Origin of the sequence: Citrobacter sp. Cpo142 (assembly GCF_030332425.1) — a bacterium.
In the GTDB taxonomy this organism is placed as follows: Bacteria; Pseudomonadota; Gammaproteobacteria; order Enterobacterales; family Enterobacteriaceae; genus Citrobacter; species Citrobacter portucalensis.
Genome location: NZ_JAOWHW010000142.1, coordinates 403,525 through 427,950 on the forward strand (window position 1 = coordinate 403,525; position 24,426 = coordinate 427,950).

Sequence of the window (24,426 nt, forward strand, 5' to 3'; positions counted from 1 at the left end):
TGCGTTCTCTGGCGAGAACGCAATGGGACAGGTTCCAGATAACTCAACGTATTAGATAGATAAGGAATACCCCCATGTCAGAACGTTTCCCAAATGACGTGGATCCGATCGAAACTCGCGACTGGCTACAGGCGATCGAATCGGTCATCCGTGAAGAAGGTGTTGAGCGTGCTCAGTATCTGATCGACCAACTGCTTTCAGAAGCTCGCAAAGGCGGCGTGAAAGTAGCGGCAGGTGCAGGGGCCAGCAATTATGTAAACACTATTGCCGTTGAAGATGAACCGGAATACCCGGGCAATCTGGAGCTGGAACGTCGTATTCGTTCTGCTATCCGCTGGAACGCCATCATGACCGTACTGCGCGCGTCTAAAAAGGACCTCGAGCTGGGTGGCCACATGGCATCCTTCCAGTCCTCCGCAACGGTATATGATGTTTGCTTCAACCACTTCTTCCGTGCACGCAACGAGCAAGATGGCGGCGATCTGGTGTACTTCCAGGGTCACATCTCTCCGGGCATCTACGCACGCGCATTCCTGGAAGGTCGTCTGACTGAAGAGCAGATGAACAACTTCCGTCAGGAAGTACATGGCAAAGGCCTGTCTTCCTACCCGCACCCGAAACTGATGCCAGAATTCTGGCAGTTCCCGACCGTATCTATGGGTCTGGGCCCAATCGGTGCTATCTACCAGGCTAAATTCCTGAAATATCTGGAACACCGTGGCCTGAAAGATACCTCTAAACAGACCGTTTACGCCTTCCTGGGCGACGGCGAGATGGATGAGCCAGAATCTAAAGGTGCGATCACCATCGCGACCCGTGAAAAACTGGACAACCTGGTCTTTGTTATCAACTGTAACCTGCAGCGTCTTGACGGCCCGGTAACCGGTAACGGCAAGATTGTTAACGAACTGGAAGGCATCTTCGCGGGCGCTGGCTGGAACGTTATCAAAGTCATGTGGGGCGGTCGTTGGGATGAGTTGCTGCGTAAAGACACCAGCGGTAAACTGATCCAGCTGATGAACGAAACCGTTGACGGCGACTACCAGACCTTCAAATCCAAAGATGGCGCATACGTACGTGAGCACTTCTTCGGTAAATACCCGGAAACCGCAGCACTGGTTGCTGACTGGACTGACGAGCAGATTTGGGCTCTGAACCGTGGTGGTCACGATCCGAAGAAAGTCTATGCTGCACTGAAAAAAGCGCAGGAAACCAAAGGCAGAGCAACTGTAATCCTGGCCCATACCATCAAAGGTTACGGCATGGGTGACACTGCTGAAGGTAAAAACATCGCTCACCAGGTTAAGAAAATGAACATGGACGGCGTGCGTTATATCCGCGACCGTTTCAACGTTCCTGTGACCGATGAGCAGGTTGAAAACCTGTCTTACATCACCTTCCCGGAAGGTTCTGAAGAGCACACTTATCTGCACGCTCAGCGTCAGAAACTGCATGGCTACCTGCCAGCTCGTCAGCCGAACTTCACCGAGAAGCTGGAACTGCCAGCTCTGGAAGACTTCGGTGCGCTGCTGGAAGAGCAGAACAAAGAAATCTCCACCACTATCGCTTTCGTTCGTGCCCTGAACGTGATGCTGAAGAACAAGTCGATCAAAGATCGTCTGGTTCCGATCATCGCTGACGAAGCGCGTACTTTCGGTATGGAAGGTCTGTTCCGTCAGATTGGTATCTACAGCCCGAACGGTCAGCAGTACACCCCGCAGGACCGTGAGCAGGTTGCTTACTATAAAGAAGACGAGAAAGGTCAGATCCTGCAGGAAGGTATCAACGAACTGGGTGCAGGCGCATCCTGGCTGGCTGCTGCGACTTCTTACAGCACCAACGATCTGCCGATGATCCCGTTCTACATCTACTACTCCATGTTCGGGTTCCAGCGTATTGGTGACCTGTGCTGGCAGGCAGGCGACCAACAGGCTCGTGGCTTCCTGATTGGTGGTACTTCTGGTCGTACTACGCTGAACGGTGAAGGTCTGCAGCACGAAGATGGTCACAGCCATATTCAGTCTCTGACTATCCCGAACTGTATCTCTTACGATCCGTCTTATGCGTACGAAGTTGCGGTCATCATGCACGATGGTCTGGAGCGTATGTACGGTGAGAAACAAGAGAACGTTTACTACTACATCACCACGCTGAACGAAAACTACCACATGCCGGCAATGCCAGCAGGTGCCGAGGAAGGTATCCGTAAAGGTATCTACAAACTCGAAACCCTCGAAGGTAAGAAAGGTAAAGTTCAGCTGCTGGGCTCCGGTTCTATCCTGCGTCACGTGCGTGAAGCAGCACAGATCCTGGCGAACGACTACGGTGTAGGTTCTGACGTTTACAGCGTAACCTCCTTCACTGAACTGGCGCGTGATGGCCAGGATTGTGAGCGCTGGAACATGCTGCACCCGATGGAAACTCCGCGCGTTCCGTACATCGCTCAGGTGATGAACGACGCTCCGGCAGTAGCATCTACTGACTATATGAAACTGTTTGCGGAACAGGTTCGTACTTATGTACCGGCTGATGATTATCGCGTACTGGGTACTGACGGTTTCGGTCGCTCTGACAGCCGTGAAAACCTGCGTCACCACTTCGAAGTTGATGCTTCCTACGTGGTTGTAGCGGCCCTGGGCGAACTGGCTAAACGTGGCGAAATCGATAAGAAAGTGGTTGCAGATGCAATCATCAAATTCAACATCGATGCAGATAAAGTTAACCCGCGTCTGGCGTAAGAGGTAAAAGAATAATGGCTATCGAAATCAATGTACCGGACATCGGGGCTGATGAAGTTGAAATCACCGAGATCCTGGTCAAAGTAGGCGACAAAGTTGAAGCTGAACAGTCGCTGATCACCGTAGAAGGCGACAAAGCCTCTATGGAAGTTCCGTCCCCTCAGGCGGGTATCGTTAAAGAGATCAAAGTCTCTGTTGGCGACAAAACTGAGACCGGCAAACTGATCATGATTTTCGATTCCGCCGACGGTGCAGCAGCAGCTGCACCTGCTCAGGCAGAAGAGAAGAAAGAAGCAGCTCCGGCAGCAGCACCTGCTGCCTCTGCGGCGAAAGACGTACACGTACCTGACATCGGCGGTGACGAAGTAGAAGTTACCGAGATCATGGTTAAAGTGGGCGATACCGTTGCGGCTGAACAGTCTCTGATCACCGTTGAAGGTGACAAAGCCTCTATGGAAGTTCCGGCGCCGTTCGCCGGTACCGTTAAAGAGATCAAAATCAACACGGGTGACAAAGTGTCTACCGGTTCCCTGATAATGGTCTTCGAAGTGGCGGGCGCAGCGCCTGCTGCTGCACCGGCTCAGGCGGCTGCTCCAGCAGCAGCGGCGGCTCCGGCTGCTTCCGGCTCGAAAGAAGTTAACGTACCGGATATCGGTGGTGACGAAGTTGAAGTCACTGAAGTGATGGTTAAAGTGGGCGATAAAATTGCCGCTGAGCAGTCACTGATCACCGTTGAAGGCGATAAAGCCTCGATGGAAGTTCCGGCACCGTTCGCGGGTACCGTGAAAGAAATCAAAATCAGCACCGGCGATAAAGTTAAAACCGGTTCTCTGATTATGGTCTTCGAAGTCGAAGGCGCAGCACCTGCAGCCGCTCCTGCACAAGCAGTTGCTCCGGCTCCGGCCGCTGCACCAGCGCCTGCGCAAGCCGCAGCTCCGGCCGCAAAAGCGGAAGGCAAATCTGAGTTTGCTGAAAACGACGCTTATGTTCATGCAACGCCGCTGATTCGTCGCCTGGCGCGTGAATTCGGTGTGAACCTGGCGAAAGTGAAAGGTTCTGGCCGTAAAGGTCGTATCCTGCGTGAAGACGTTCAGGCTTACGTGAAAGACGCTATCAAGCGTGCTGAAGCGGCTCCGGCTGCAGCAGCAGGTGGCGGTATCCCGGGTATGCTGCCTTGGCCGAAAGTGGACTTCAGCAAGTTTGGTGAAATCGAAGAAGTGGAACTGGGCCGTATCCAGAAAATCTCTGGTGCTAACCTGAGCCGTAACTGGGTGATGATCCCGCACGTTACTCACTTCGATAAGACCGATATCACCGATCTGGAAGCGTTCCGTAAACAGCAGAACGCCGAAGCTGAAAAACGTAAACTGGACGTGAAATTCACCCCAGTAGTCTTCATCATGAAAGCCGTTGCCGCAGCTCTGGAACAGATGCCGCGCTTCAACAGCTCCCTGTCTGAAGACGGTCAGCGCCTGACCCTGAAGAAATACATCAACATCGGTGTAGCGGTTGATACTCCGAATGGTCTGGTTGTTCCGGTCTTCAAAGACGTGAACAAGAAGAGCATTACCGAGCTGTCTCGTGAACTGACCGTGATCTCCAAGAAAGCGCGTGATGGCAAGCTGACCGCTGGCGAAATGCAGGGCGGTTGCTTCACCATCTCCAGCATCGGTGGCCTGGGTACTACCCACTTCGCGCCGATTGTGAACGCGCCGGAAGTGGCTATCCTCGGTGTCTCCAAGTCCTCTATGGAGCCAGTGTGGAACGGTAAAGAGTTTATGCCGCGTCTGATGATGCCGATTTCGCTCTCCTTCGACCACCGTGTAATTGACGGTGCGGATGGTGCGCGCTTTATCACCATCATCAACAACATGCTGTCTGACATTCGCCGCCTGGTGATGTAAGCGAAAAAGCCGGCCCGACGGCCGGCTTTTTTCTGGTAATCTCATGAAGTCAGTGAGGTTATTGTGCGAAAGACAAATCGGTTGCCGTTTGTTGTTTCAAAATTGTTAACAATTTTGTAAAATACGGGCGGATAGAACGACCCGCTGGACGACGGGTATAAATTAAGAGGTCATGATGAGCACTGAAATCAAAACTCAGGTCGTGGTACTTGGGGCAGGCCCTGCAGGTTACTCTGCTGCCTTCCGTTGCGCAGATTTAGGTCTGGAGACCGTCATCGTAGAACGTTACAGCACCCTTGGCGGTGTTTGTCTGAACGTCGGCTGTATCCCTTCTAAAGCGCTGCTGCACGTAGCAAAAGTTATCGAAGAAGCCAAAGCACTGGCTGAACACGGTATCGTTTTTGGCGAGCCGAAAACCGATATCGACAAGATTCGTACCTGGAAAGAAAAAGTTATCACTCAGCTGACCGGCGGTCTGGCGGGTATGGCCAAAGGCCGTAAAGTGAAAGTGGTTAACGGTCTGGGTAAATTTACCGGGGCAAACACCCTGGAAGTTGAAGGCGAAAACGGCAAAACCGTGATCAACTTCGACAACGCAATCATCGCGGCGGGTTCCCGTCCGATCGAACTGCCGTTTATTCCGCATGAAGATCCGCGCGTATGGGATTCCACCGATGCACTGGAACTGAAAACTGTTCCTAAGCGCCTGCTGGTAATGGGCGGCGGTATCATCGGTCTGGAAATGGGTACCGTGTACCATGCGCTGGGTTCAGAGATCGACGTGGTTGAAATGTTCGACCAGGTTATCCCGGCTGCCGACAAAGACGTGGTTAAAGTCTTCACCAAGCGCATCAGCAAGAAATTCAACCTGATGCTGGAAACCAAAGTGACCGCCGTTGAAGCGAAAGAAGACGGTATCTACGTTTCCATGGAAGGTAAAAAAGCCCCTGCCGAAGCTCAGCGTTACGATGCTGTGTTGGTCGCTATCGGTCGTGTACCGAACGGTAAAAACCTCGACGCGGGCAAAGCTGGCGTGGAAGTTGACGACCGTGGCTTCATCCGCGTTGACAAACAGCTGCGCACCAACGTGCCGCACATCTTTGCTATCGGCGATATCGTCGGTCAGCCGATGCTGGCACACAAAGGTGTTCATGAAGGTCACGTTGCCGCTGAAGTTATCGCCGGCAAGAAACACTACTTCGATCCGAAAGTTATCCCATCCATTGCATACACTGAACCAGAAGTTGCATGGGTTGGTCTGACCGAGAAAGAAGCGAAAGAAAAAGGCATTAGCTACGAAACCGCCACCTTCCCGTGGGCTGCTTCTGGCCGTGCTATCGCTTCCGACTGTGCAGACGGTATGACCAAACTGATTTTCGACAAAGAATCTCACCGTGTTATCGGTGGTGCGATTGTCGGTACCAACGGCGGCGAGCTGCTGGGCGAAATCGGTCTGGCGATCGAAATGGGTTGTGACGCTGAAGATATCGCGCTGACCATCCACGCGCACCCGACTCTGCACGAGTCAGTGGGTCTGGCGGCAGAAATCTTTGAAGGCAGCATTACCGACCTGCCAAACCCGAAAGCGAAGAAGAAGTAATCTTCTCCCTTTTGTGAAAACGCCTCTTCGGAGGCGTTTTTTTTTGCCTGAAGCTACCCGTTATTTCGGGCAACATGCCGGGTGGCGCTAGTGCTAACCCGGCCTACGGCTTAACCTCGCTTTACGGTGCTACGGGTTGCCAGTTTTTATCCGGATGGAATGTGGTTAACGCTTGTGCTTTCTGCTGTGATTTAACGCCGAGATCGGCCTGATAGACTTTATCATCACCGTTAATCATAAAACTCATCACGCCGGTGTGATCGTAGCTAACGGGCCAGGCTACCATGGCAAAACCGCTGGTTTTATCGGGAAGGATTCGGAAGTGATAGCCGTGATAGCCCATGCCCGGCTCCTGTGGACTGAAGGCTGGGCCAAGCGGGCTTGGCGCTTCGCCGGGCGAAACAGGCCAGTACAGACCATCCTTTTTCCCTTCAGAACTGACAATCTTTTGCGCGTATTTCTGGTTCATCGCAAAATAGCTCTGCTGAGCATCCACATAGGCGTGCAACGCCTCGATGGCAGCAAGTTCGTTGCGTCCAATCTCACGGGTCAGGATCTCTTCGGCCGCTTCCTTGATATCAAATTGCCAGCCTGAAGCGTTTTTGACGACCGGGATTGGCAGTTGCCAGTCGCTGTCCCCAACCACAAGATGCGCCGTATTGCCGTCGATAACGGTGCTATGGCGAACCTTCCAGTCGCGCAGGAAGCGGTCAACCGCATCAGGATCGACGCCTTCTGGCGGCAGAAAATCACGCCAGTTTTCCCCGAGCAGATTGCTCATTGCACTTTCATTTTGCTCACTGATCGCGTTTGCCAGCGCATCGGTTGCCTGGTCTGGTGTACTGAAGGATTGTTGTGCCATCGCGGTGGCCGAAACCATGAACAACACCATTCCACTGAGTAGTTTATTTTTCATGTTGGTTCCCTTAACGATGACGGAATTCACGGTGCTCAGCACGCCCGCCAGAAGGCTGGCGCGATGGCTGATTACGGGCGACCTGCCGGCTCTGGGCACCTCGCTGTTGCTGTGCCTGCCAGTTGGCGGAGCGGCTGTCGTTACCGCTCAGCGCATTGGCGCGTGGCTGGCTGGTCCGCTGCTGAAGATTGCGCTGTTGCACATTGCGTTGCTGCACCGGTTGCGTGACCCGTTTCTCCTGTCGCTGGGCGGCTGCCTGACGATTCTCACGTTGCTGTGTGCTTGTCCGTTTTGCGGTTTGCGGTTTGGTATCGTAACCGCGGTAGTTATTACGCTGGGAAATCTGCTTCAGCTGTTGGCTGGATGCCTGACGCTGGGCGTCTTTGGTGCCCGTGCGCGCTGTCTGCGGGAATGTTTTCCCCGTTGATTTTTCCATCTGGCTCATCGCAGCCTGGCGTTGGCTATCACGGTTGACCGGTCTTTGTTGGGTTGAACTTAAGCCCGTAGCCGTGTTAGTGGAGTGGAAGCGGTTATTGAGCTGGTTATTTGGGTATGGCACACCCTCACGATAGGCCGGGTTGTGTTGCCAGGTACGGTTGGCATCTGTCAGCCGTTGCCCACTGATTTTATTGAAGTTATCAACGTTAATGTTGATGTTGTTATCACCATTACGGTTATAGCCGCCATGGTTATCCCAGTCATCATTATGATGGTGATCATCGTCGTCATCCCAGTCGATGTTGCTGAAGATGGCATAGGTTGTGGCAACACCGAGGCTGAAGCCTAAACCGTTAACGAAGCTGTTGCCAAACTGCTCGCCGGGCGTTGGTGGCAGATAGGTTGGCGGATAGGCGGTATTCGGCCAGGTACCGTAAACCGTGTTCGGGTTATAGGTTGGAACGTACACCACCTGCGGATCGGCGGATTCAATCTTGATAACCGTTGGGCTTGTTGAGGTGGTCGTGGCTGTTGTGGTCGCTGAACTGGTCGTCGACTCGCTGGTGACGGTTTTAGCTGGCGCCGCTTTGGTCACGGTAGTGACGGTCTGTTGCGGTGTTGATTGCAACGCACCGGTCTGTTGCGCCAGCGCGCGCAGACGTTGAACGGAATCCATGACGTCTTTCGGCTGTGCGAGGAAAGCATCGCCCAGACTTTGTACCCACGGCGGATTTTCACCCATCAGCGACATCAACTGAGGAAAGGCAACCAACGATTTCACGCTGGGATCCCAGGGCTGGCTGGCAACGGCCTGAATGGCGGCATCGCCCTGCATTTTGGGATTGTCTTTTGACCACTGTGCGGCCTGGATAACGTTAGCCGGATAGGTTGAGGCCATCAAAATTTGCGACAGCAGCGAGTCTGGATAGAGCGCGATAGGCGCAACCCACTGATCGATTTGTGCTGCCGAGTAGGTTGGTGTCGCGGCGGGTGCTGTTTGGTCGGCCGGGGCAGGGGCCGCTACGGGAGCTGGAGCCAATGCTGACGGTTGCTGTGCAACGGGAGCCGGAGCTGCAGGTTCCGTTGTGCGACTTTTAACGAACATCACGCCAGAGGCGGCAAACAGTCCGGCACTGCACAAAAGGACAAGCAGATGTGGCTTAAGGGGCAACTTCATAAAATGACTCCAACGAGACAAGCGCTGTGCCGTGAGGCGTTCCTGTTGCCGCGAGTATTATTCACCCGTGTTAGACAGTTTTGACTTTTATTGGGGATTCGCCCGGTAAGTCCGGAAAAAGAGTGTGAAGATTTATTACACAATTATATCTGATGGCGGGAAAATCGCTGGAATATTCAGCCGATCGCGCTTAAAAATCAACCGTTTCAGGGAGGTTTCAGGCAGCCTAAATTGCGTTGCGCCTTGTCGCTATACCATTCTTAACGATTCAGCCAATTTTTTATGTTGCTTTTTTGTAAACGGATTAACACTTAGTGAAAATCCTGTTATTGTGCCTTATGCGGTACCGGGCATTTACCCTACTAACTACTGTCTCACAGGAGCGTGAAGAGAATCGCCCATCTACAAAAGCGCCGCATTATGACAATGAGAGCGAGGAGATATCGTCGTGCTAGAAGAATACCGTAAGCACGTAGCTGAGCGTGCTGCCCAGGGGATTGTGCCAAAACCTTTAGACGCAACCCAAATGGCTGCACTTGTCGAGCTGCTGAAGACCCCGCCTGTGGGCGAAGAAGAATTCCTGTTAGACCTGTTGATCAACCGCGTTCCTCCTGGCGTAGATGAAGCCGCTTATGTTAAAGCTGGTTTTCTCGCCGCTGTCGCGAAAGGCGACACCACCTCCCCGCTGGTTACCCCAGAAAAAGCCATTGAACTGCTGGGCACTATGCAGGGTGGTTACAACATTCATCCGCTGATCGACGCGCTGGACGACGCAAAACTGGCGCCAATTGCCGCTAAAGCGCTCTCTTCAACACTGCTGATGTTCGATAACTTCTACGACGTAGAAGAAAAAGCCAAAGCGGGCAACGAATATGCGAAGCAGGTAATGCAATCCTGGGCTGATGCCGAATGGTTCCTGAACCGTCCTGCCCTGGCTGAAAAAATCACCGTTACCGTCTTTAAAGTGACGGGTGAAACCAACACCGATGACCTTTCTCCGGCACCGGATGCATGGTCTCGTCCGGATATCCCTCTGCACGCGCTGGCGATGCTGAAAAACGCCCGTGAAGGTATCGAACCGGATCAACCGGGCGCGGTTGGCCCGATCAAACAGATCGAAGAATTGCAGAAAAAAGGTTACCCGCTGGCTTATGTGGGTGATGTTGTTGGTACCGGTTCTTCGCGTAAATCCGCGACCAACTCCGTGCTGTGGTTCATGGGTGACGACATTCCTCATGTACCGAACAAGCGCGGCGGTGGCCTGTGCCTCGGCGGCAAAATTGCACCTATTTTCTTCAATACCATGGAAGATGCGGGCGCACTGCCGATTGAAGTGGACGTGTCGAACATGAACATGGGCGACGTGATTGACGTTTACCCGTTCAAAGGCGAAGTACGCAACCACGAAACCGGCGAACTGCTGGCAAGCTTTGAGCTGAAAACCGAAGTCCTGATCGACGAAGTACGCGCCGGTGGCCGTATTCCGCTGATCATCGGTCGTGGCCTGACCACCAAGGCGCGTGAAGCGCTGGGTCTGCCGCACTCAGACGTCTTCCGTCAGGCGAAAGACGTGGCGGAAAGCAGCCGTGGCTTCTCTCTGGCACAGAAAATGGTTGGCCGCGCCTGCGGCGTGAAAGGTATCCGTCCGGGCGCTTACTGCGAACCGAAGATGACCTCCGTCGGTTCTCAGGATACCACTGGCCCAATGACCCGTGACGAACTGAAAGACCTGGCGTGCCTGGGCTTCTCTGCTGATCTGGTGATGCAGTCCTTCTGCCACACCGCGGCCTATCCGAAGCCGGTGGACGTCAATACGCACCATACGCTGCCAGACTTCATCATGAACCGTGGTGGTGTCTCCCTGCGTCCGGGCGATGGCGTTATCCACTCCTGGCTGAACCGTATGCTGCTGCCGGATACCGTTGGCACCGGTGGTGACTCCCATACCCGTTTCCCTATCGGGATCTCCTTCCCGGCAGGTTCTGGTCTGGTGGCGTTTGCTGCGGCGACCGGCGTGATGCCGCTGGATATGCCGGAATCCGTTCTGGTGCGTTTCAAAGGCAAAATGCAGCCGGGCATCACCCTGCGCGATCTGGTTCACGCCATTCCGCTGTACGCGATCAAACAGGGTCTGCTGACCGTTGAGAAGAAAGGTAAGAAAAACATCTTCTCTGGCCGCATCCTTGAAATCGAAGGTCTGCCGGATCTCAAAGTGGAGCAGGCGTTCGAACTGACCGATGCCTCCGCTGAGCGTTCCGCTGCCGGTTGTACCATCAAGCTGAACAAAGAGCCGATCGTTGAGTATCTGAACTCTAACATCGTTCTACTGAAGTGGATGATCGCAGAAGGTTATGGCGATCGTCGTACGCTGGAACGTCGTGTGCAGGGCATGGAAAAATGGCTGGCGGATCCGCAGCTGCTGGAAGCCGACGCTGACGCAGAATACGCGGCGGTGATCGACATCGATCTGGCGGATATCAAAGAGCCAATCCTGTGTGCACCGAACGATCCGGACGATGCGCGTCTGCTGTCTGACGTACAGGGCGAGAAGATTGACGAAGTGTTCATCGGCTCCTGCATGACTAACATCGGGCACTTCCGTGCCGCTGGTAAGCTTCTGGATGCGCACAAAGGCCAGCTGCCGACGCGTCTGTGGGTGGCTCCGCCAACCCGTATGGACGCCGCTCAGCTGACTGAAGAAGGCTACTACAGCGTATTCGGTAAGAGCGGTGCGCGTATCGAAATTCCAGGCTGCTCTCTGTGCATGGGTAACCAGGCGCGTGTAGCCGACGGCGCAACGGTGGTGTCGACCTCTACCCGTAACTTCCCGAACCGTTTAGGTACCGGGGCGAACGTCTACTTGGCTTCTGCGGAGCTGGCGGCGGTTGCGGCACTGATCGGCAAACTGCCGACGGCGGAAGAGTACCAGACCTATGTGGCGCAGGTAGATAAAACGGCCGTAGATACTTACCGTTATCTGAACTTCGACCAGCTGTCTCAGTATACCGAGAAAGCCGATGGTGTGATTTTCCAGACCGCGGTGTAATGCGCTAACGCGTTTTGTGTAAAAACACATCAATGCCCGGAGAAGTCAGCTTCTCCGGGCATTTTTATTTCTATTCCTTATACCCGCTACGCTTTTTTTCTGCCGCGCTGCTGCGATAATTACAGCAAGGCGCAATGCGGTATTGGCGCATTGCCGGGAGCAGAGGAAGACATTATGGATTACGAATTTCTGCGCGATATTACCGGAGTGGTAAAAGTGCGTATGTCCATGGGCCACGAGGTGGTGGGGCACTGGTTTAATGAGGAAGTGAAAGAAAACCTGGCCTTACTTGATGAAGTGGAACAGGCAGCGCGTGCGGTTAAGGGCAGTGAGCGCTCCTGGCAGCGAGCAGGGCATGAATACACGCTCTGGCTGGATGGCGAAGAAGTGATGGTCCGCGCTAATCAGCTGGAGTTCTCTGGCGATGAGATGGAAGAGGGGATGAGCTACTACGACGAAGAAAGTTTTTCGCTCTGTGGTGTAGAGGACTTTCTTCAGGTTGTGGCGGCATACCGCGAATTTGTGCAACAGCGTTAATTCATGCGGAGCCTGAGGGCTCCGCAAAACTATCTATTTAACGTAGGCCAGCAGGCTCAGAGAGTCACGTGCCAGCGCTTTGCATTTCTTTGCCGTTGGGATGCCGATACCGCTGAGATCGCGGTAGCTGTCTTCACCCAGCGCTTTCATATTGAAGGTGTCGTAATTACTCAGGTCCCACTGGTTTTGCTGGGCAAAAAAGACCAGTGCGCGACGAATCTGCCCATTAGGCAAATTCTGGTATCCACAGTCATTTTTCAGAAAAACAAAAACTGCCGTTAAATCGGCCATATCTTCGGCTTCGGACTCGCTGAGCGCGTAGCTATTTGCGCATACGGCCATCAGGCTGCCGAACAAAACTGTTCTGAAAAACGTCTTCATTGCTTCTACCACTGCATCACGGAATTTAAACGTTAGCATACTGCGAGCGAAGCGACGACCTTTATTATTAGCCGTTCACTTGACCTTCCCGTAAGGGGAAGGCTTATGCTTAAAAGATAGCCTGCTTAAGCTGCTGAATATAAGGAAGTGATTATGCAACGTCGTGACTTTTTAAAGTACTCCGTGGCGCTGGGCGTCGCGTCAGCGTTACCTCTGTGGAGCCGGAGCGTATTTGCCGCAGACCGCCCTGCATTGCCCATTCCTGACCTGCTAACCGCGGATGCCTCAAACCGTATGCAATTGGTGGTGCAAGCCGGAAAATCGAGCTTTGCTGGTAAAACAGCGACGACCTGGGGATATAACGGCAATTTACTCGGACCTGCGGTCAAGCTGAACAAAGGGCAATCGGTGACCGTGGATATCCATAACCAGCTTGCCGAAGAGACGACGTTGCACTGGCACGGTCTGGAAATCCCCGGTGAAGTCGACGGTGGGCCGCAAGGCATTATCCCGGCGGGCGGGAAACGTTCAGTGACCTTCACGCCGGATCAGCGGGCGGCAACATGCTGGTTCCACCCGCATCAGCATGGAAAGACCGGTCGTCAGGTAGCGATGGGACTGGCCGGACTGGTGCTGATTGAAGATGAAGAGATTCGCAAGCTGATGCTGCCTAAGCAGTGGGGCATTGATGATGTACCGGTGATTATTCAGGACAAACAGTTCTCTGCTGATGGGCAGGTTGATTATCAACTGGACATCATGACCGCCGCCGTCGGCTGGTTTGGCGATACGCTGCTGACCAATGGGGCGATTTATCCTCAGCATGCCGCACCGCGTGGCTGGTTGCGTCTACGCCTGCTGAATGGTTGTAACGCACGCTCACTGAACATTGCGGCCAGCGACAATCGTCCTTTGTACGTCATTGCCAGCGACGGTGGACTGTTGGCGGAACCGGTAAAAGCGACCGAGCTTCCTATGCTGATGGGTGAGCGCTTTGAAGTGCTGGTGGATGTCAGTGACGGCAAAGCTTTTGATCTGGTCACTCTGCCAGTCAGCCAGATGGGCATGGCAGTTGCGCCATTTGATAAGCCGCACCCGGTGATGCGCGTTCAGCCGCTGCTGATTAGCGCTTCCGGCACGCTGCCAGATTCTCTGATATCCATGCCATCGCTGCCGTCACTGGAAGGGCTGACGGTGCGCAAACTGCAATTGTCGATGGATCCGATGCTCGATATGATGGGCATGCAAATGCTGATGAAGAAATACGGCGCTCAGGCCATGGCGGGTATGGATCATGGGAAGATGATGGGCCATATGAATAATGACAATATGGGCCACGGCAATATGAATCATGGCAATATGAACCACGGTGAGATGGGGAATATGCAGCATGGTGATATGGGCAACATGAAGCATGGCGGATCGTTTGATTTCCATAACGCCAACCGGATTAATGGTCAGGCGTTTGATATGAATAAACCGATGTTTGCCGCGGCGAAAGGGCAGCATGAACGCTGGGTGATTTCCGGTCAGGGCGACATGATGCTGCATCCGTTCCACATTCACGGCACGCAGTTCCGCATTCTGTCTGAGAACGGCAAAGCGCCAGCCGCACACCGCGCGGGATGGAAGGACACGGTGCGGGTAGAAGGCGGCGTGAGCGAGGTGCTGGTGAAGTTTGACCACGACGCGCCAAAAGAGCATGCCTATATGGCGCACTGTCATCTGCTAGAGCATGAAGATACCGGGATGATGCTCGGCTTCACTGTCTAAAAAAATCGCGTTGTGCTTATCCGGCCTGCAGAAATCTCTCGTAGGCCGGATAAAACACAGTCTCTTTACAGCGTTTCATCGCACGACTCCCTCCTCCTGCAAATTCTGCTATTGCACATAAAGTAATCGCCTTTGAAGCCGATAATCATTGGGTACCCAATGTGAGTTCAATGGATGAAATACTATGATTAAAAATGTGCGCGTTATTACCGGTATTCTTCTGGTTCTCGCCATTTTCTGTTTGCTACAGGTCGTGACAGGAAGCTTTTTTTATTCTGCGGTAAACAATGATCGCCATAATTTCCAGAACTCAGGCACCCTGAACGCCCAACAGGAAAATCTGAGTGATAGCGTCAATACGCTGATTAAAACCCGGGTAACGGTAACCCGTGTAGCAATTCGTTTCTTAAAGAACCAACGCGATCCGGCCTCACTGGCGGCAATTGATACTTTGCTGAAAACGGCGAGTGAGTCAATGAAGAAGGCTGAGGGATACTTCGCGCATTATCAGTCATTGCCGCAGGTGTCGGGGCAGAATCCGCAAATTGCATCTGAAATAGAAAAACAGTATCGGCAGATGCACGACGTGATGGCGTTATCGATAGAGTATCTGCGCGCGAATAACTATCAAGCCTATGGCGATCTTGATGCTCAGAAGGCGCAGGATGAGATGGAAGCCAGCTATGACCAGTGGCGTAACGAAAATAACGCGCTGCTTCAGCACGCGGCGGCGGAGAATCAGCACAGCTTTACCCGCATGCAATGGACATTAGGGGCAATTGTCGTCGCTGTGCTCATCGTTCTGGGCATGATCTGGAGCGGGTTGCAGCATATGCTGCTTAAACCCCTGGCGCAGATTATGGAGCATATTCGCATTATTACCCGTGGTGATTTGACCCATCAACTCGACGTCCAGGGACGTAATGAAATGGGGCGTTTGGCGACGGGCTTAGATGAAATGCGACAGTCGCTGATTTCGACAGTCACGTCGGTGCGTAACAGCTCAGAAACGATTCATAGCGGTGCAGCGGAAATCTCATCAGGTAACAACGATCTGTCTTCGCGTACCGAGCAGCAGGCCGCTTCACTTGAAGAGACAGCCGCCAGCATAGAACAGCTTACCGCGACCGTGAAGCAAAATACGGACAATGCGAAACAGGCAACTCAACTGGCTAAGAATGCGTCTGATACTGCCGCACGTGGTGGACGGGTTGTTGATACTGTCGTGCATACAATGAGTGAAATTGCCGGTAGTTCACAGCAAATTGCGCAGATCACCAGCGTCATCGACAGTATTGCTTTCCAGACCAATATCCTGGCGCTCAATGCGGCGGTTGAGGCTGCCAGAGCAGGAGAGCAGGGCCGCGGATTTGCTGTTGTGGCGGGCGAAGTCCGTACCCTGGCAAGCCGTAGCGCTCAGGCAGCCAAAGAGATCAAGGCGTTGATTGATAACTCAACCCACAGTGTGGGGATGGGATCTCAGCAGGTGTCGGACGCGGGTAAAACAATGAAAGAGATTGTCGCTGCGGTTACCCGCGTGACGGACATCATGGGGGAAATCGCCTCAGCCTCGGAAGAACAGAGTCGGGGGATTGAGCAGGTGAGCCTCGCGGTCTCGCAAATGGACAGTGTCACACAACAAAACGCCGCGCTGGTAGAAGAGTCTGCCGCCGCCGCCGCTTCGTTGGAACAACAAGCTGAACAGTTACGCCTGGCCGTGGCGGCATTTCGCATCACTCGCGATGCCTCCAACAGTGAGCATCGAAAACCACCTAAGGATACTCCACGAGCGACCTCCGCGGGGAGTTCGCCACAAGACCCACACTGGGAAACGTTTTAGCCACAGTCAGCCGTGCGCTCCTGGTGTTGATTAATAAGCGTACAAAAAACGCCGCAAACGGGTTCTCCTGTGAACTATCAGAGGAACCCGCTCTCTTTACTGGTATACTTCATCAACTGAATTGTTTGTATGCTGTCGCAAGTTTTGTGGTTAGAGCGGGTCGCCGTCTGTCAGTCGGTGTATCAACGTAAGCGCTTTCTTTCGATCTGCATGATGTGTCAACTGATAAAAATCAGTGAGTTATAGGGTTTATGAAACATACTGTTGAAGTGATGATCCCGGAAGCGGAGATCAAAGCGCGTATTGCTGAACTGGGGCGCCAGATTAATGAACGTTACAAGGACAGCGGCAGCGATATGGTGCTGGTTGGTCTGTTACGTGGCTCATTTATGTTTATGGCGGATCTGTGCCGTGAAGTGCATGTCTCCCACGAAGTCGATTTCATGACGGCATCCAGCTATGGCAGCGGAATGTCTACTACGCGTGATGTTAAAATCCTGAAAGACCTGGATGAAGATATTCGTGGCAAGGACGTGCTGATTGTCGAAGACATCATCGACTCCGGCAATACGCTGTCCAAAGTGCGTGAAATTCTGAGCCTGCGCGAGCCGAAATCCCTGGCTATCTGTACGCTGCTGGATAAACCGTCTCGCCGTGAAGTGAATGTTCCGGTCGAGTTTATCGGCTTTTCCATTCCGGATGAGTTTGTTGTTGGTTACGGCATCGACTATGCCCAGCGTTATCGCCATCTGCCGTACGTTGGCAAAGTGGTGCTGCTGGATGAGTAATTAACTGGAGTGCCTGATGGCGCTTCGCTTATCAGGCCTACGGCGTAGGTTTGTAGGCCGGGTAAGGTGTAGCCGCCTCCCGGCAATGTCACATTATTTATGGTTGCTGTGTTTCTGACTAAGGTTAGACAACCCTTGGCGATAGCGCTGCTCCAGCGTTTCGCGGCTGGTGGCGGTGACGTCAAGATCGCGCAGCAGACCGTCATGAATACCGTAAGCCCAGCCGTGAATAGTGACTTTCTGACCGCGCTTCCAGGCTGAACGCATAATGGTTGAGTGGCCCAGGTTATAGACCTGTTCCATCACATTCAGTTCGCACAGGGTGTCCATGCGACGTTCCTGCGGCATTTCGCCCAGCAGTGAGCTGTGTTTGAACCAGATATCGCGGATGTGCAGTAACCAGTTATCAATCAGCCCCTGTTCTTTATTTTCAATTGCCGCCTGGACTCCGCCGCATCCATAGTGGCCGCATATAATAATATGTTCCACTTCCAGCACATCCACCGCATACTGAACGACTGAGAGACAGTTCAGATCGGTGTGAATAACCAGATTAGCAACATTACGGTGAACAAACAGTTCACCCGGTTCAAGACCGGTTAAACGTTCAGCGGGAACGCGGCTATCGGAACATCCAATCCATAGAAAACGCGGATTCTGGGCATGCGTGAGCGTTTCAAAAAATCCGGGATCCTCTTCTACCAGCATTTTTGACCATAGTGCATTGTTGCTGATGAGTGTATCTATGTCTTTCATGGAGTTGTACGACCCGAAGCCAGATAAATTCGATGGGCTAATATAGGGTAACTCCAGCATTAATTAAACTATATATAAAATGTCAGAACGTAAGGTAAGTAAAAAACCATGACCATTGCTCTGGAACTTCAACAACTTAAGAAAACCTATCCCGGTGGCGTGCAGGCGCTACGCGGCATAGATTTGCAAGTCGAAGCGGGTGATTTCTATGCGCTTTTGGGACCGAATGGCGCAGGAAAGTCCACCACCATTGGGATAATCAGCTCGTTGGTGAATAAAACCTCCGGACGGGTGAGCGTCTTCGGATACGATCTCGAAAAAGACACGGTTAATGCTAAACGTCAGCTTGGTCTGGTGCCGCAGGAGTTTAACTTTAACCCGTTTGAAACCGTGCAGCAGATCGTGGTCAACCAGGCGGGTTACTACGGTGTTGAGCATAAAGAAGCGGTCAAACGCAGCGAATTATATTTAAAGCAGCTCGATTTATGGGAAAAACGTAACGAGCGTGCGCGCATGCTTTCCGGCGGGATGAAACGGCGTCTGATGATTGCCCGTGCGCTGATGCACGAGCCAAAATTACTCATCCTGGATGAACCAACGGCGGGCGTCGACATTGAGTTACGTCGTTCAATGTGGGGCTTTTTAAAGGATTTAAACGATAAAGGCACCACTATTATTCTGACCACCCACTATCTCGAAGAAGCGGAAATGCTGTGTCGCAATATCGGCATTATTCAGCATGGTGAGTTGGTGGAAAACACCTCGATGAAGAGCCTGCTCTCCAAACTGAAATCCGAGACTTTTATCCTCGATCTGGCGCCGAAAAGCCCGCTGCCGAAACTGGAAGGTTATCAGTACCGGCTGGTCGACACTTCCACGCTGGAAGTGGAGGTTCTGCGTGAACAAGGGGTCAACAGCGTCTTCTCACAGCTCAGCGCGCAGGGCATTCAGGTATTGAGTATGCGTAACAAAGCGAACCGACTGGAAGAACTATTTGTTTCTCTGGTTCATGAAAAACAAGGAGATCGCGCATGATGCAGCTTTACTGGGTTGCGCTGAAAAGCATCTGGGCGAAAGAGATCCATCGCTTTATGCGTATCTGGGTCCAGACTTTGGTGCCTCCCGTCATCACCATGACGCTCTATTTTATTATTTTTGGTAATTTGATTGGCTCGCGTATCGGCGAAATGCATGGCTTTAGCTACATGCAGTTTATTGTGCCGGGGCTGATTATGATGGCAGTGATCACCAACTCGTACGCCAACGTGGCCTCGTCGTTCTTTAGCGCCAAGTTTCAACGCAATATTGAAGAGCTGCTGGTCGCCCCGGTGCCGACGCACGTGATTATTGCCGGTTTCGTCGGCGGCGGCGTGGCGCGTGGCCTGTGCGTAGGCATTCTGGTGACGGCTATTTCACTGTTCTTCGTGCCGTTCCAGGTGCATTCCTGGGTCTTTGTGGCGCTCACGCTGGTGCTAACGGCAGTACTGTTCTCGCTGGCCGGTTTGTTGAACGCAGTCTTTGCAAAAACCTTTGATGATATCAGCCTGATCCCCACCTTCGTGTTGACGCCGCTGACCTATCTGGGTGGCGTGTTCTATTCGTTAACGCTGCTGCCGCCGTTCTGGCAGGGACTGTCGCATCTGAACCCAATTGTCTACATGATTAGCGGCTTCCGCTACGGCTTCCTGGGTATTCATGATGTTCCGCTGGTCACCACGTTTGGCGTGCTGGTGGTGTTCATTGCGGCGTTTTATTTGCTGTGCTGGTACCTGATCCAGCGTGGACGCGGCCTGCGCAGCTAATACTTTCTTCCTCTCTCTGTGCGGGAGAGGAAGACTTTTGATGCTTATCACCATTATGGATTTATCACACTGATAAACTACTTGCCTGCTAAGGAGGTAGGCAATGTTAGGTTGGGTAATTACCTGTCATGACGATAAGGCACAGGATATGCTGCATCGTCTGGAGAAAAAGTACGGTCCGTTGGAGCAATGTCAGGCGGTAAGTTTCTGGCGTGGGCTCAGCTCGAATATGTTAAGCCGCATGATGTGCCATGCCCTGCATGCCACCGACTCAGGCGAGGGCGTGATCTTCCTGACGGATACCGCAGGGGCCGCGCCGTACCGCGTGGCCTCGTTAATGAGCCACAAACACCCCCAGTGTGAAGTGATTTCAGGTATCAGCTATCCATTGCTTGAGCGAATGATTTCGTCACGGGAATCGCTGAGCAGTTCTGCGTTTCGCGATTGCATCGTCGCGCTTGGCGGCCCCGAAGTCTCCAGCCTCTGGCATCAACAACAAAAAAATCCCCCCTTCGTGTTGAAGCATGATTTGTATGAGTATTAATCATTGGTATTGATGATGCTTTTGCTACAATAACCGAGGTTTCTCGCCTCGGTTATCTCATATGGTTATGCGCGTTCTGCTTGTTGTAGTGCTCCTGTTCTCTGGCAGCGTCGCCGCGGCTTTGCCTGCTCGCTATATGCAAACCACCGAAGCGGCCGCCGTATGGGCGCAGATTGGCAATAAGATGGTGACGGTCGGGAATATTCGCGCCGGGCAGATCCTTGCCGTTGAGCCCATCGCGGCAGACTATTACGAATTTACCTTTGGCTTTGGCACCGGATTTATTGATAAGGGACATCTGGAGCCTGTTCAGGGGCGGCAGAAAGTTGACGATGGTCTGGGCGATCTCAATAAACCGCTCAGCAATCAAAGCCTGATTACCTGGAAAGATACACCGGTTTATAATGCCCCAGATGTCGGTAGCGCGCCGTTTGGCGTGCTGGCAGATAATCTGCGCTATCCCATTATCAGTAAGCTTAAAGACCGACTCAACCAGACGTGGTTCCAGATCCGCATTGGCGGCAGACTGGCTTATATCAGTGCTCTGGATGCGCAGGAAGACAACGGCATCCCGGTGTTAACGTATCACCATATTCTTCGCGATGAAGAGAACACCCGCTTTCGCCACACCTCCACGACGACCTCCGTACGTGCCTTCAGTAACCAGATGGCCTGGCTCCAGGACCGCGGCTACACGACGCTGACGATGTATCAACTGGAAGGCTATGTACGCAACAATATGAACCTCCCGGCGCGGGCGGTGGTGCTGACGTTCGACGATGGCCTGAAGTCGGTGAGTCGTTATGCTTATCCGGTGTTGAAACAGAACGGTATGAAGGCGACGGCGTTTATTATCTCGTCACGCATTAAGCGCCACCCGCAGAAGTGGGATCCGAAATCGCTACAGTTTATGAGCGTCTCTGAACTGAATGGGATCCGCGACGTGTTCGACTTCCAGTCGCATACTCATTTCCTGCACCGTGTGGATGCCAATCACCGGCCGATCCTGCTGAGTCGCAGCTATCACAATATTCTGTTCGATTTTGCCCGTTCGCGTCGGGCGCTGTCCCAGTTCAATTCCCACGTTCTGTATCTTTCTTACCCGTTTGGTGGGTATAACGCCACGGCGGTAAAAGCGGCGGGCGATGCGGGATTCCACATGGCGGTGACCACGGTGAGAGGGAAGGTGAAGCCGGGAGATAATCCGATGCTGCTCAAAAGGCTGTATATTTTACGCACGGATTCGCTGGAAACGATGTCGCGGCTGATTAGCAATCAGCCGCAGGGGTAGCTTATTCGTAGGTGACCTGGAAAGTCACCGTGGTGCCGAAAACGCCCGCAGTCACCGGTTCAGAGCCGGTTTTCACCAGTTTCGCCTTCATGGTGTAATCGACGATATTGACCGGATCCTGATAGGCTATTTCACCCATCGCCAGGGTAAATCTGGAGCCATTGGCGTACAGATGATGGCTTGCTTCCGAACTGAGTTGTACCCCAACGCCACCCGCGGCGGTAATGGCAGAATTGCTGGTGATAGCATTAGTAAAATAGCCTTTATCCGCCGTGGTGTGCGAGGAGCTAATGGTGGAGTATACCGCCATAGTATTAACGCAGGTGCCGGTAATCTGAAACGACACCTCTTTGGTGCTGTCGTTTTCCAGATCGGAACGATACCAGTCTCCCAGGTCAACGGTGGTGGGCGCGCGTAACGCGCAGGTCGGCTCGTTTAAGGGAATATTAAACGACATTTCCGAGATGTTGATCAGCGGGCGGGGGTGATCATCGACTGTTCCCGTCATCGGATTGCCCAGCACTATTTCCCCCAGCGGGCCGCCGATGGCGGTTAGCATGGTCGTACCGCTCGGTACGCCGTTAAAATCGGGATACTGGTAAATCTCCATCCGTGCACGCCAGATTTGGTCGTCAACAATGCCTTCATCTTCATGGATGTCACCGGTGAGAGTCCATCCCCCTGTACCAGGCGGGAACCAGGCCGCGATGCGGTTATCATCAGGGTAGATCGCAATGGCGTAATAAATACCCTGAATGTTCGTTCTGAACATGGCTTTATTTTCCACGTAACCCAACACTAGCGAGGTATCTGTCTTCTGGTAAACGTTATCGCCGTCATTGCCGACATCACAGTAAGACGTTAACGAAGGCTGTATCTCCATCAGGATGGTGGTGCTTATTTGCGTAGGCGCAGTGATGGTTCCCGGCGGCAGCGGTGTGATTACCGGTTGCACGCCCGGCGTCATAATCTGTCGCGCATTGTTATCATTGAAACGACACTCAAAGGCCGCATGGGCTGCGCCCGATGCGCCCAGGATCACCAGTGCCAGTGATAAACGACTCAATTTCATCATAAATCCTTTTATTCGTATTTGACGTCTACAACGACATTGCTGGTGACGATGCCTGCGGTGACTGCCCCGATATTCTGATAGCGCGCATAGAACTGATAATCCGTTAAATACTGTGCGCTGCTTTTGTTCGAGACATCGTACATCACCGCTGAACTGCCATCGCTGTTCAGTACGTTGGTTTTATAGTCGCTGGAAAATATCACCACGCCGACATTTTCCGCCGCGCCTGCCGTGGCGTCGTTTTTAAATACCTGATTCTGGTTGTTCCAGAACCCGGACTGCGGGCTGAAGCTGAACGTCAGTTGTTTAATGCCGCTACTGACATAGCATTCATCAACGTGGAGAGTAAACGGCGTGCCGCCCGCTTCGTCGGTGGGGGTGTAGCGGTTGCTGCCGTCGGCGTTATAAAACCAGTTACGCATTACGGTTGGCAGATACACATCATCGCCGTTTTCCACGCTGAATTTACAGGTGGTATCAACAATTGTCGCATTGAGGTTCGCATCTAACTCTCCCGCATGGCTGAAACTCACCAGGCAACATAACCCAGCCAGCAGCGTCAGGACTCGTCGGCGTAGAAAAAACGGTAGTGAGTGCATTCGTGTGGCCCCTGGGTTTTATTTATAAGTTATAACAAAGGTGATAGGGGCGGAGACTGCGCCAGGATCCACCTTGGTAATATCTTCTCCTTTGGCGACGACGATACGGGAGCTGAAGAGCATCGAAGATGCTCCTTCGAGAGGAGTCCAGGACATAATATAATATTTTCCTGAGCATAACATTTCGACATCTCTGTCAACGTTGCCATACCAGAGTTCAAAGGCGGCATTATTACCAGCTGCATAGGAGTTACCGTCGGCATTAACCCCGGAACAGGTCCCGCCAGCACCGGGCTTCGCTTTTATGTCGATACTGCCAACGCCAGAACAGTCGGTATAGTTAATTTTAAATTGTACCACCCGCGATTTATTGGCTATCTCTGATTTAAACACATCACCATAGTCAATGATGCTGGTCGGGGCACCTGCCATATCAATAATTTGAGCGTTACAGGTGGTGCTGGTAAGTGTAGCGTTAAACGTCATTTCGACGTCATCGGTTCCTGTAATGGCCGCCGTTGTCGTTGCTGAGAATAAAATGGCAGAAAGAGACAGGACGGTTAAAAAGTTAATATTTTTCATCAAAGCGCTCCGTATTCTGCGCAACTTATTCATAACTAAAGTTGAAGGTAGCAATCGTCGTGAACTTGCCGATGGTCATAAGACCGGACTGTGTCTCTCGCAGGGTGGCCGTCAGCGACACTTCTTTTTGAGCAATTTCGTCTCGTGTCCACACCAGACGGCCAGTATCCGAGCTATCGCCAATGGTGAAGGGAGAATCTATTGCTATGCTGCGGGCAATCTCAAGGGCCGCATATTCTGCGCCACCCTCGGCTTTCGCAATTTGATTTGCCAGGCCGGTGGTTAACCGGCTGTCAGCCGTTCCGTTAATCGTGGTTTTTAATGACGTCAATGACTCCGGGCATTCGACAATCACCAGTTTAAATGTCGCTGAGGCTTTACCCGCTTGCCCATCAGCAAGTGGGATAAAGTTGTTAGAACGGCCAGGAATGGATACTGTTATATTTCTTTTGGTGTCACTGCCGGTCCCACCCACCAACTTCATATCACAGGTGGTTTCTTTAATGTTGGCGGTCAGGGTGGCATCCAGGGTGCTTTCTTCTGCGAACGCGGTGCCAGAGGCCGCTATTAACACAAAGGCGGCAACAGGCAGGCTGAGATAGCTTTTATTTCTGTTTACTCTCATGGTTTTTCCCTAAA

The 24,426-nt window shown here is 52.7% G+C and carries 20 protein-coding genes; 12 read left to right on the forward strand and 8 right to left on the reverse strand.

Translation table 11 applies throughout. The features are described from left to right. Positions 1-74: 74 nt before the first annotated feature. The 3 genes from aceE to lpdA all read left to right on the forward strand — a co-directional run bounded on the left by aceE (position 75) and on the right by lpdA (position 6,242). The gene (aceE, locus tag OGY18_RS23130) at positions 75-2,738 is read left to right on the forward strand and encodes a pyruvate dehydrogenase (acetyl-transferring), homodimeric type (protein ID WP_048214932.1); all 2,664 of its coding nucleotides are present in this window, start codon (positions 75-77) and stop codon (positions 2,736-2,738) included. Between the two features lie 14 nt (positions 2,739-2,752). Then, a complete protein-coding gene (gene aceF / locus OGY18_RS23135; RefSeq protein WP_063941114.1) occupies positions 2,753-4,642 on the forward strand; it encodes a pyruvate dehydrogenase complex dihydrolipoyllysine-residue acetyltransferase in 1,890 nt (629 codons plus the stop codon). 175 nt (positions 4,643-4,817) lie between these two features. After that, entirely contained in the window at positions 4,818-6,242 is a 1,425-nt protein-coding gene (lpdA, locus tag OGY18_RS23140; protein ID WP_003829486.1) for a dihydrolipoyl dehydrogenase, read from the forward strand. Positions 6,243-6,363: 121 nt separating this feature from the next. Here lpdA and OGY18_RS23145 read toward each other — a convergent pair whose 3' ends face one another. Both OGY18_RS23145 and OGY18_RS23150 read right to left on the reverse strand, forming a co-directional pair. Continuing rightward, positions 6,364-7,158, reverse strand: a complete 795-nt coding sequence (locus tag OGY18_RS23145; RefSeq protein WP_286554525.1) for a DUF2950 family protein — start codon at positions 7,156-7,158, stop codon at positions 6,364-6,366. A 10-nt stretch (positions 7,159-7,168) separates the two neighbouring features. After that, complete coding sequence (locus OGY18_RS23150; protein WP_286554527.1) at positions 7,169-8,773, reverse strand: DUF3300 domain-containing protein; 1,605 nt, start codon at positions 8,771-8,773, stop codon at positions 7,169-7,171. Between the two features lie 448 nt (positions 8,774-9,221). On the opposite strand from OGY18_RS23150, the gene acnB reads away from it, so the two are divergent. Together acnB and yacL are read left to right on the forward strand one after the other, a co-directional pair. Further along, positions 9,222-11,819, forward strand: coding sequence for a bifunctional aconitate hydratase 2/2-methylisocitrate dehydratase (gene acnB, locus OGY18_RS23155; protein WP_148362442.1), 2,598 nt, complete (start codon positions 9,222-9,224; stop codon positions 11,817-11,819). 174 nt (positions 11,820-11,993) lie between these two features. Next, complete coding sequence (gene yacL, locus OGY18_RS23160; protein ID WP_003018670.1) at positions 11,994-12,356, forward strand: protein YacL; 363 nt, start codon at positions 11,994-11,996, stop codon at positions 12,354-12,356. A gap of 33 nt (positions 12,357-12,389) precedes the next feature. Here yacL and OGY18_RS23165 read toward each other — a convergent pair whose 3' ends face one another. Further along, entirely contained in the window at positions 12,390-12,737 is a 348-nt protein-coding gene (locus OGY18_RS23165) for a YacC family pilotin-like protein (RefSeq protein WP_003018667.1), read from the reverse strand. A 153-nt stretch (positions 12,738-12,890) separates the two neighbouring features. Between OGY18_RS23165 and cueO the strand changes: the two genes are divergently transcribed. From cueO to hpt, 3 genes are all read left to right on the forward strand, one after another. Beyond that, positions 12,891-14,510, forward strand: a complete 1,620-nt coding sequence (gene cueO, locus OGY18_RS23170; RefSeq protein ID WP_286554530.1) for a multicopper oxidase CueO — start codon at positions 12,891-12,893, stop codon at positions 14,508-14,510. Positions 14,511-14,694: 184 nt separating this feature from the next. Next, on the forward strand, positions 14,695-16,350 hold the full coding sequence (gene tcp / locus OGY18_RS23175) for a methyl-accepting chemotaxis citrate transducer (RefSeq protein WP_286554531.1): 1,656 nt from the start codon (positions 14,695-14,697) through the stop codon (positions 16,348-16,350). Positions 16,351-16,601: 251 nt separating this feature from the next. Continuing rightward, positions 16,602-17,138 (forward strand): hypoxanthine phosphoribosyltransferase, encoded by a 537-nt coding sequence (gene hpt, locus OGY18_RS23180; protein WP_003018658.1) that lies wholly within the window; start codon positions 16,602-16,604, stop codon positions 17,136-17,138. A gap of 93 nt (positions 17,139-17,231) precedes the next feature. Here the strand turns inward: hpt and can are convergent, their stop codons facing one another. Next, entirely contained in the window at positions 17,232-17,894 is a 663-nt protein-coding gene (gene can, locus OGY18_RS23185; protein ID WP_003018654.1) for a carbonate dehydratase, read from the reverse strand. Positions 17,895-18,002: 108 nt separating this feature from the next. Between can and OGY18_RS23190 the strand changes: the two genes are divergently transcribed. The 4 genes from OGY18_RS23190 to OGY18_RS23205 all read left to right on the forward strand — a co-directional run bounded on the left by OGY18_RS23190 (position 18,003) and on the right by OGY18_RS23205 (position 21,531). Then, positions 18,003-18,929, forward strand: coding sequence for an ABC transporter ATP-binding protein (locus tag OGY18_RS23190; RefSeq protein ID WP_003829469.1), 927 nt, complete (start codon positions 18,003-18,005; stop codon positions 18,927-18,929). Beyond that, positions 18,926-19,696 (forward strand): ABC transporter permease, encoded by a 771-nt coding sequence (locus OGY18_RS23195; protein ID WP_003829467.1) that lies wholly within the window; start codon positions 18,926-18,928, stop codon positions 19,694-19,696. The genes OGY18_RS23190 and OGY18_RS23195 overlap by 4 nt, the downstream gene beginning before the upstream one ends. Positions 19,697-19,799: 103 nt before the next feature. Then, positions 19,800-20,240, forward strand: a complete 441-nt coding sequence (locus OGY18_RS23200) for a PTS sugar transporter subunit IIA (protein ID WP_286554535.1) — start codon at positions 19,800-19,802, stop codon at positions 20,238-20,240. A gap of 61 nt (positions 20,241-20,301) precedes the next feature. Beyond that, positions 20,302-21,531, forward strand: coding sequence for a polysaccharide deacetylase family protein (locus OGY18_RS23205; protein ID WP_286554538.1), 1,230 nt, complete (start codon positions 20,302-20,304; stop codon positions 21,529-21,531). A 1-nt stretch (position 21,532) separates the two neighbouring features. Here the strand turns inward: OGY18_RS23205 and OGY18_RS23210 are convergent, their stop codons facing one another. The 4 genes from OGY18_RS23210 to OGY18_RS23225 are packed head-to-tail and all read right to left on the reverse strand — an operon-like array spanning position 21,533 to position 24,412. Then, positions 21,533-22,606: a fimbrial protein StkG gene (locus tag OGY18_RS23210; protein ID WP_286554540.1), complete on the reverse strand. Its 1,074-nt coding sequence runs from the start codon at positions 22,604-22,606 to the stop codon at positions 21,533-21,535. An 8-nt stretch (positions 22,607-22,614) separates the two neighbouring features. Further along, positions 22,615-23,205 carry a fimbrial-like protein gene (locus OGY18_RS23215; RefSeq protein WP_286554542.1) on the reverse strand — a complete coding sequence of 197 codons (591 nt, stop codon included), beginning with the start codon at positions 23,203-23,205 and terminating at the stop codon, positions 22,615-22,617. Positions 23,206-23,223: 18 nt separating this feature from the next. Then, entirely contained in the window at positions 23,224-23,787 is a 564-nt protein-coding gene (locus tag OGY18_RS23220) for a fimbrial protein (protein ID WP_286554544.1), read from the reverse strand. A gap of 25 nt (positions 23,788-23,812) precedes the next feature. Next, entirely contained in the window at positions 23,813-24,412 is a 600-nt protein-coding gene (locus OGY18_RS23225) for a fimbrial protein (protein WP_286554546.1), read from the reverse strand. Positions 24,413-24,426: the final 14 nt, after the last annotated feature.

Coding starts and splice junctions, on each gene's coding strand:
- aceE (WP_048214932.1), top strand. CDS start 75: ATGTCAGAACGTTTCCCAAATGACGTGGATCCGATCGAAACTCGCGAC.
- aceF (WP_063941114.1), top strand. CDS start 2,753: ATGGCTATCGAAATCAATGTACCGGACATCGGGGCTGATGAAGTTGAA.
- lpdA (WP_003829486.1), top strand. CDS start 4,818: ATGAGCACTGAAATCAAAACTCAGGTCGTGGTACTTGGGGCAGGCCCT.
- OGY18_RS23145 (WP_286554525.1), bottom strand. CDS start 7,158: ATGAAAAATAAACTACTCAGTGGAATGGTGTTGTTCATGGTTTCGGCC.
- OGY18_RS23150 (WP_286554527.1), bottom strand. CDS start 8,773: ATGAAGTTGCCCCTTAAGCCACATCTGCTTGTCCTTTTGTGCAGTGCC.
- yacL (WP_003018670.1), top strand. CDS start 11,994: ATGGATTACGAATTTCTGCGCGATATTACCGGAGTGGTAAAAGTGCGT.
- OGY18_RS23165 (WP_003018667.1), bottom strand. CDS start 12,737: ATGAAGACGTTTTTCAGAACAGTTTTGTTCGGCAGCCTGATGGCCGTA.
- cueO (WP_286554530.1), top strand. CDS start 12,891: ATGCAACGTCGTGACTTTTTAAAGTACTCCGTGGCGCTGGGCGTCGCG.
- tcp (WP_286554531.1), top strand. CDS start 14,695: ATGATTAAAAATGTGCGCGTTATTACCGGTATTCTTCTGGTTCTCGCC.
- hpt (WP_003018658.1), top strand. CDS start 16,602: ATGAAACATACTGTTGAAGTGATGATCCCGGAAGCGGAGATCAAAGCG.
- can (WP_003018654.1), bottom strand. CDS start 17,894: ATGAAAGACATAGATACACTCATCAGCAACAATGCACTATGGTCAAAA.
- OGY18_RS23190 (WP_003829469.1), top strand. CDS start 18,003: ATGACCATTGCTCTGGAACTTCAACAACTTAAGAAAACCTATCCCGGT.
- OGY18_RS23195 (WP_003829467.1), top strand. CDS start 18,926: ATGATGCAGCTTTACTGGGTTGCGCTGAAAAGCATCTGGGCGAAAGAG.
- OGY18_RS23200 (WP_286554535.1), top strand. CDS start 19,800: ATGTTAGGTTGGGTAATTACCTGTCATGACGATAAGGCACAGGATATG.
- OGY18_RS23205 (WP_286554538.1), top strand. CDS start 20,302: ATGGTTATGCGCGTTCTGCTTGTTGTAGTGCTCCTGTTCTCTGGCAGC.
- OGY18_RS23210 (WP_286554540.1), bottom strand. CDS start 22,606: ATGATGAAATTGAGTCGTTTATCACTGGCACTGGTGATCCTGGGCGCA.
- OGY18_RS23215 (WP_286554542.1), bottom strand. CDS start 23,205: ATGCACTCACTACCGTTTTTTCTACGCCGACGAGTCCTGACGCTGCTG.
- OGY18_RS23220 (WP_286554544.1), bottom strand. CDS start 23,787: ATGAAAAATATTAACTTTTTAACCGTCCTGTCTCTTTCTGCCATTTTA.
- OGY18_RS23225 (WP_286554546.1), bottom strand. CDS start 24,412: ATGAGAGTAAACAGAAATAAAAGCTATCTCAGCCTGCCTGTTGCCGCC.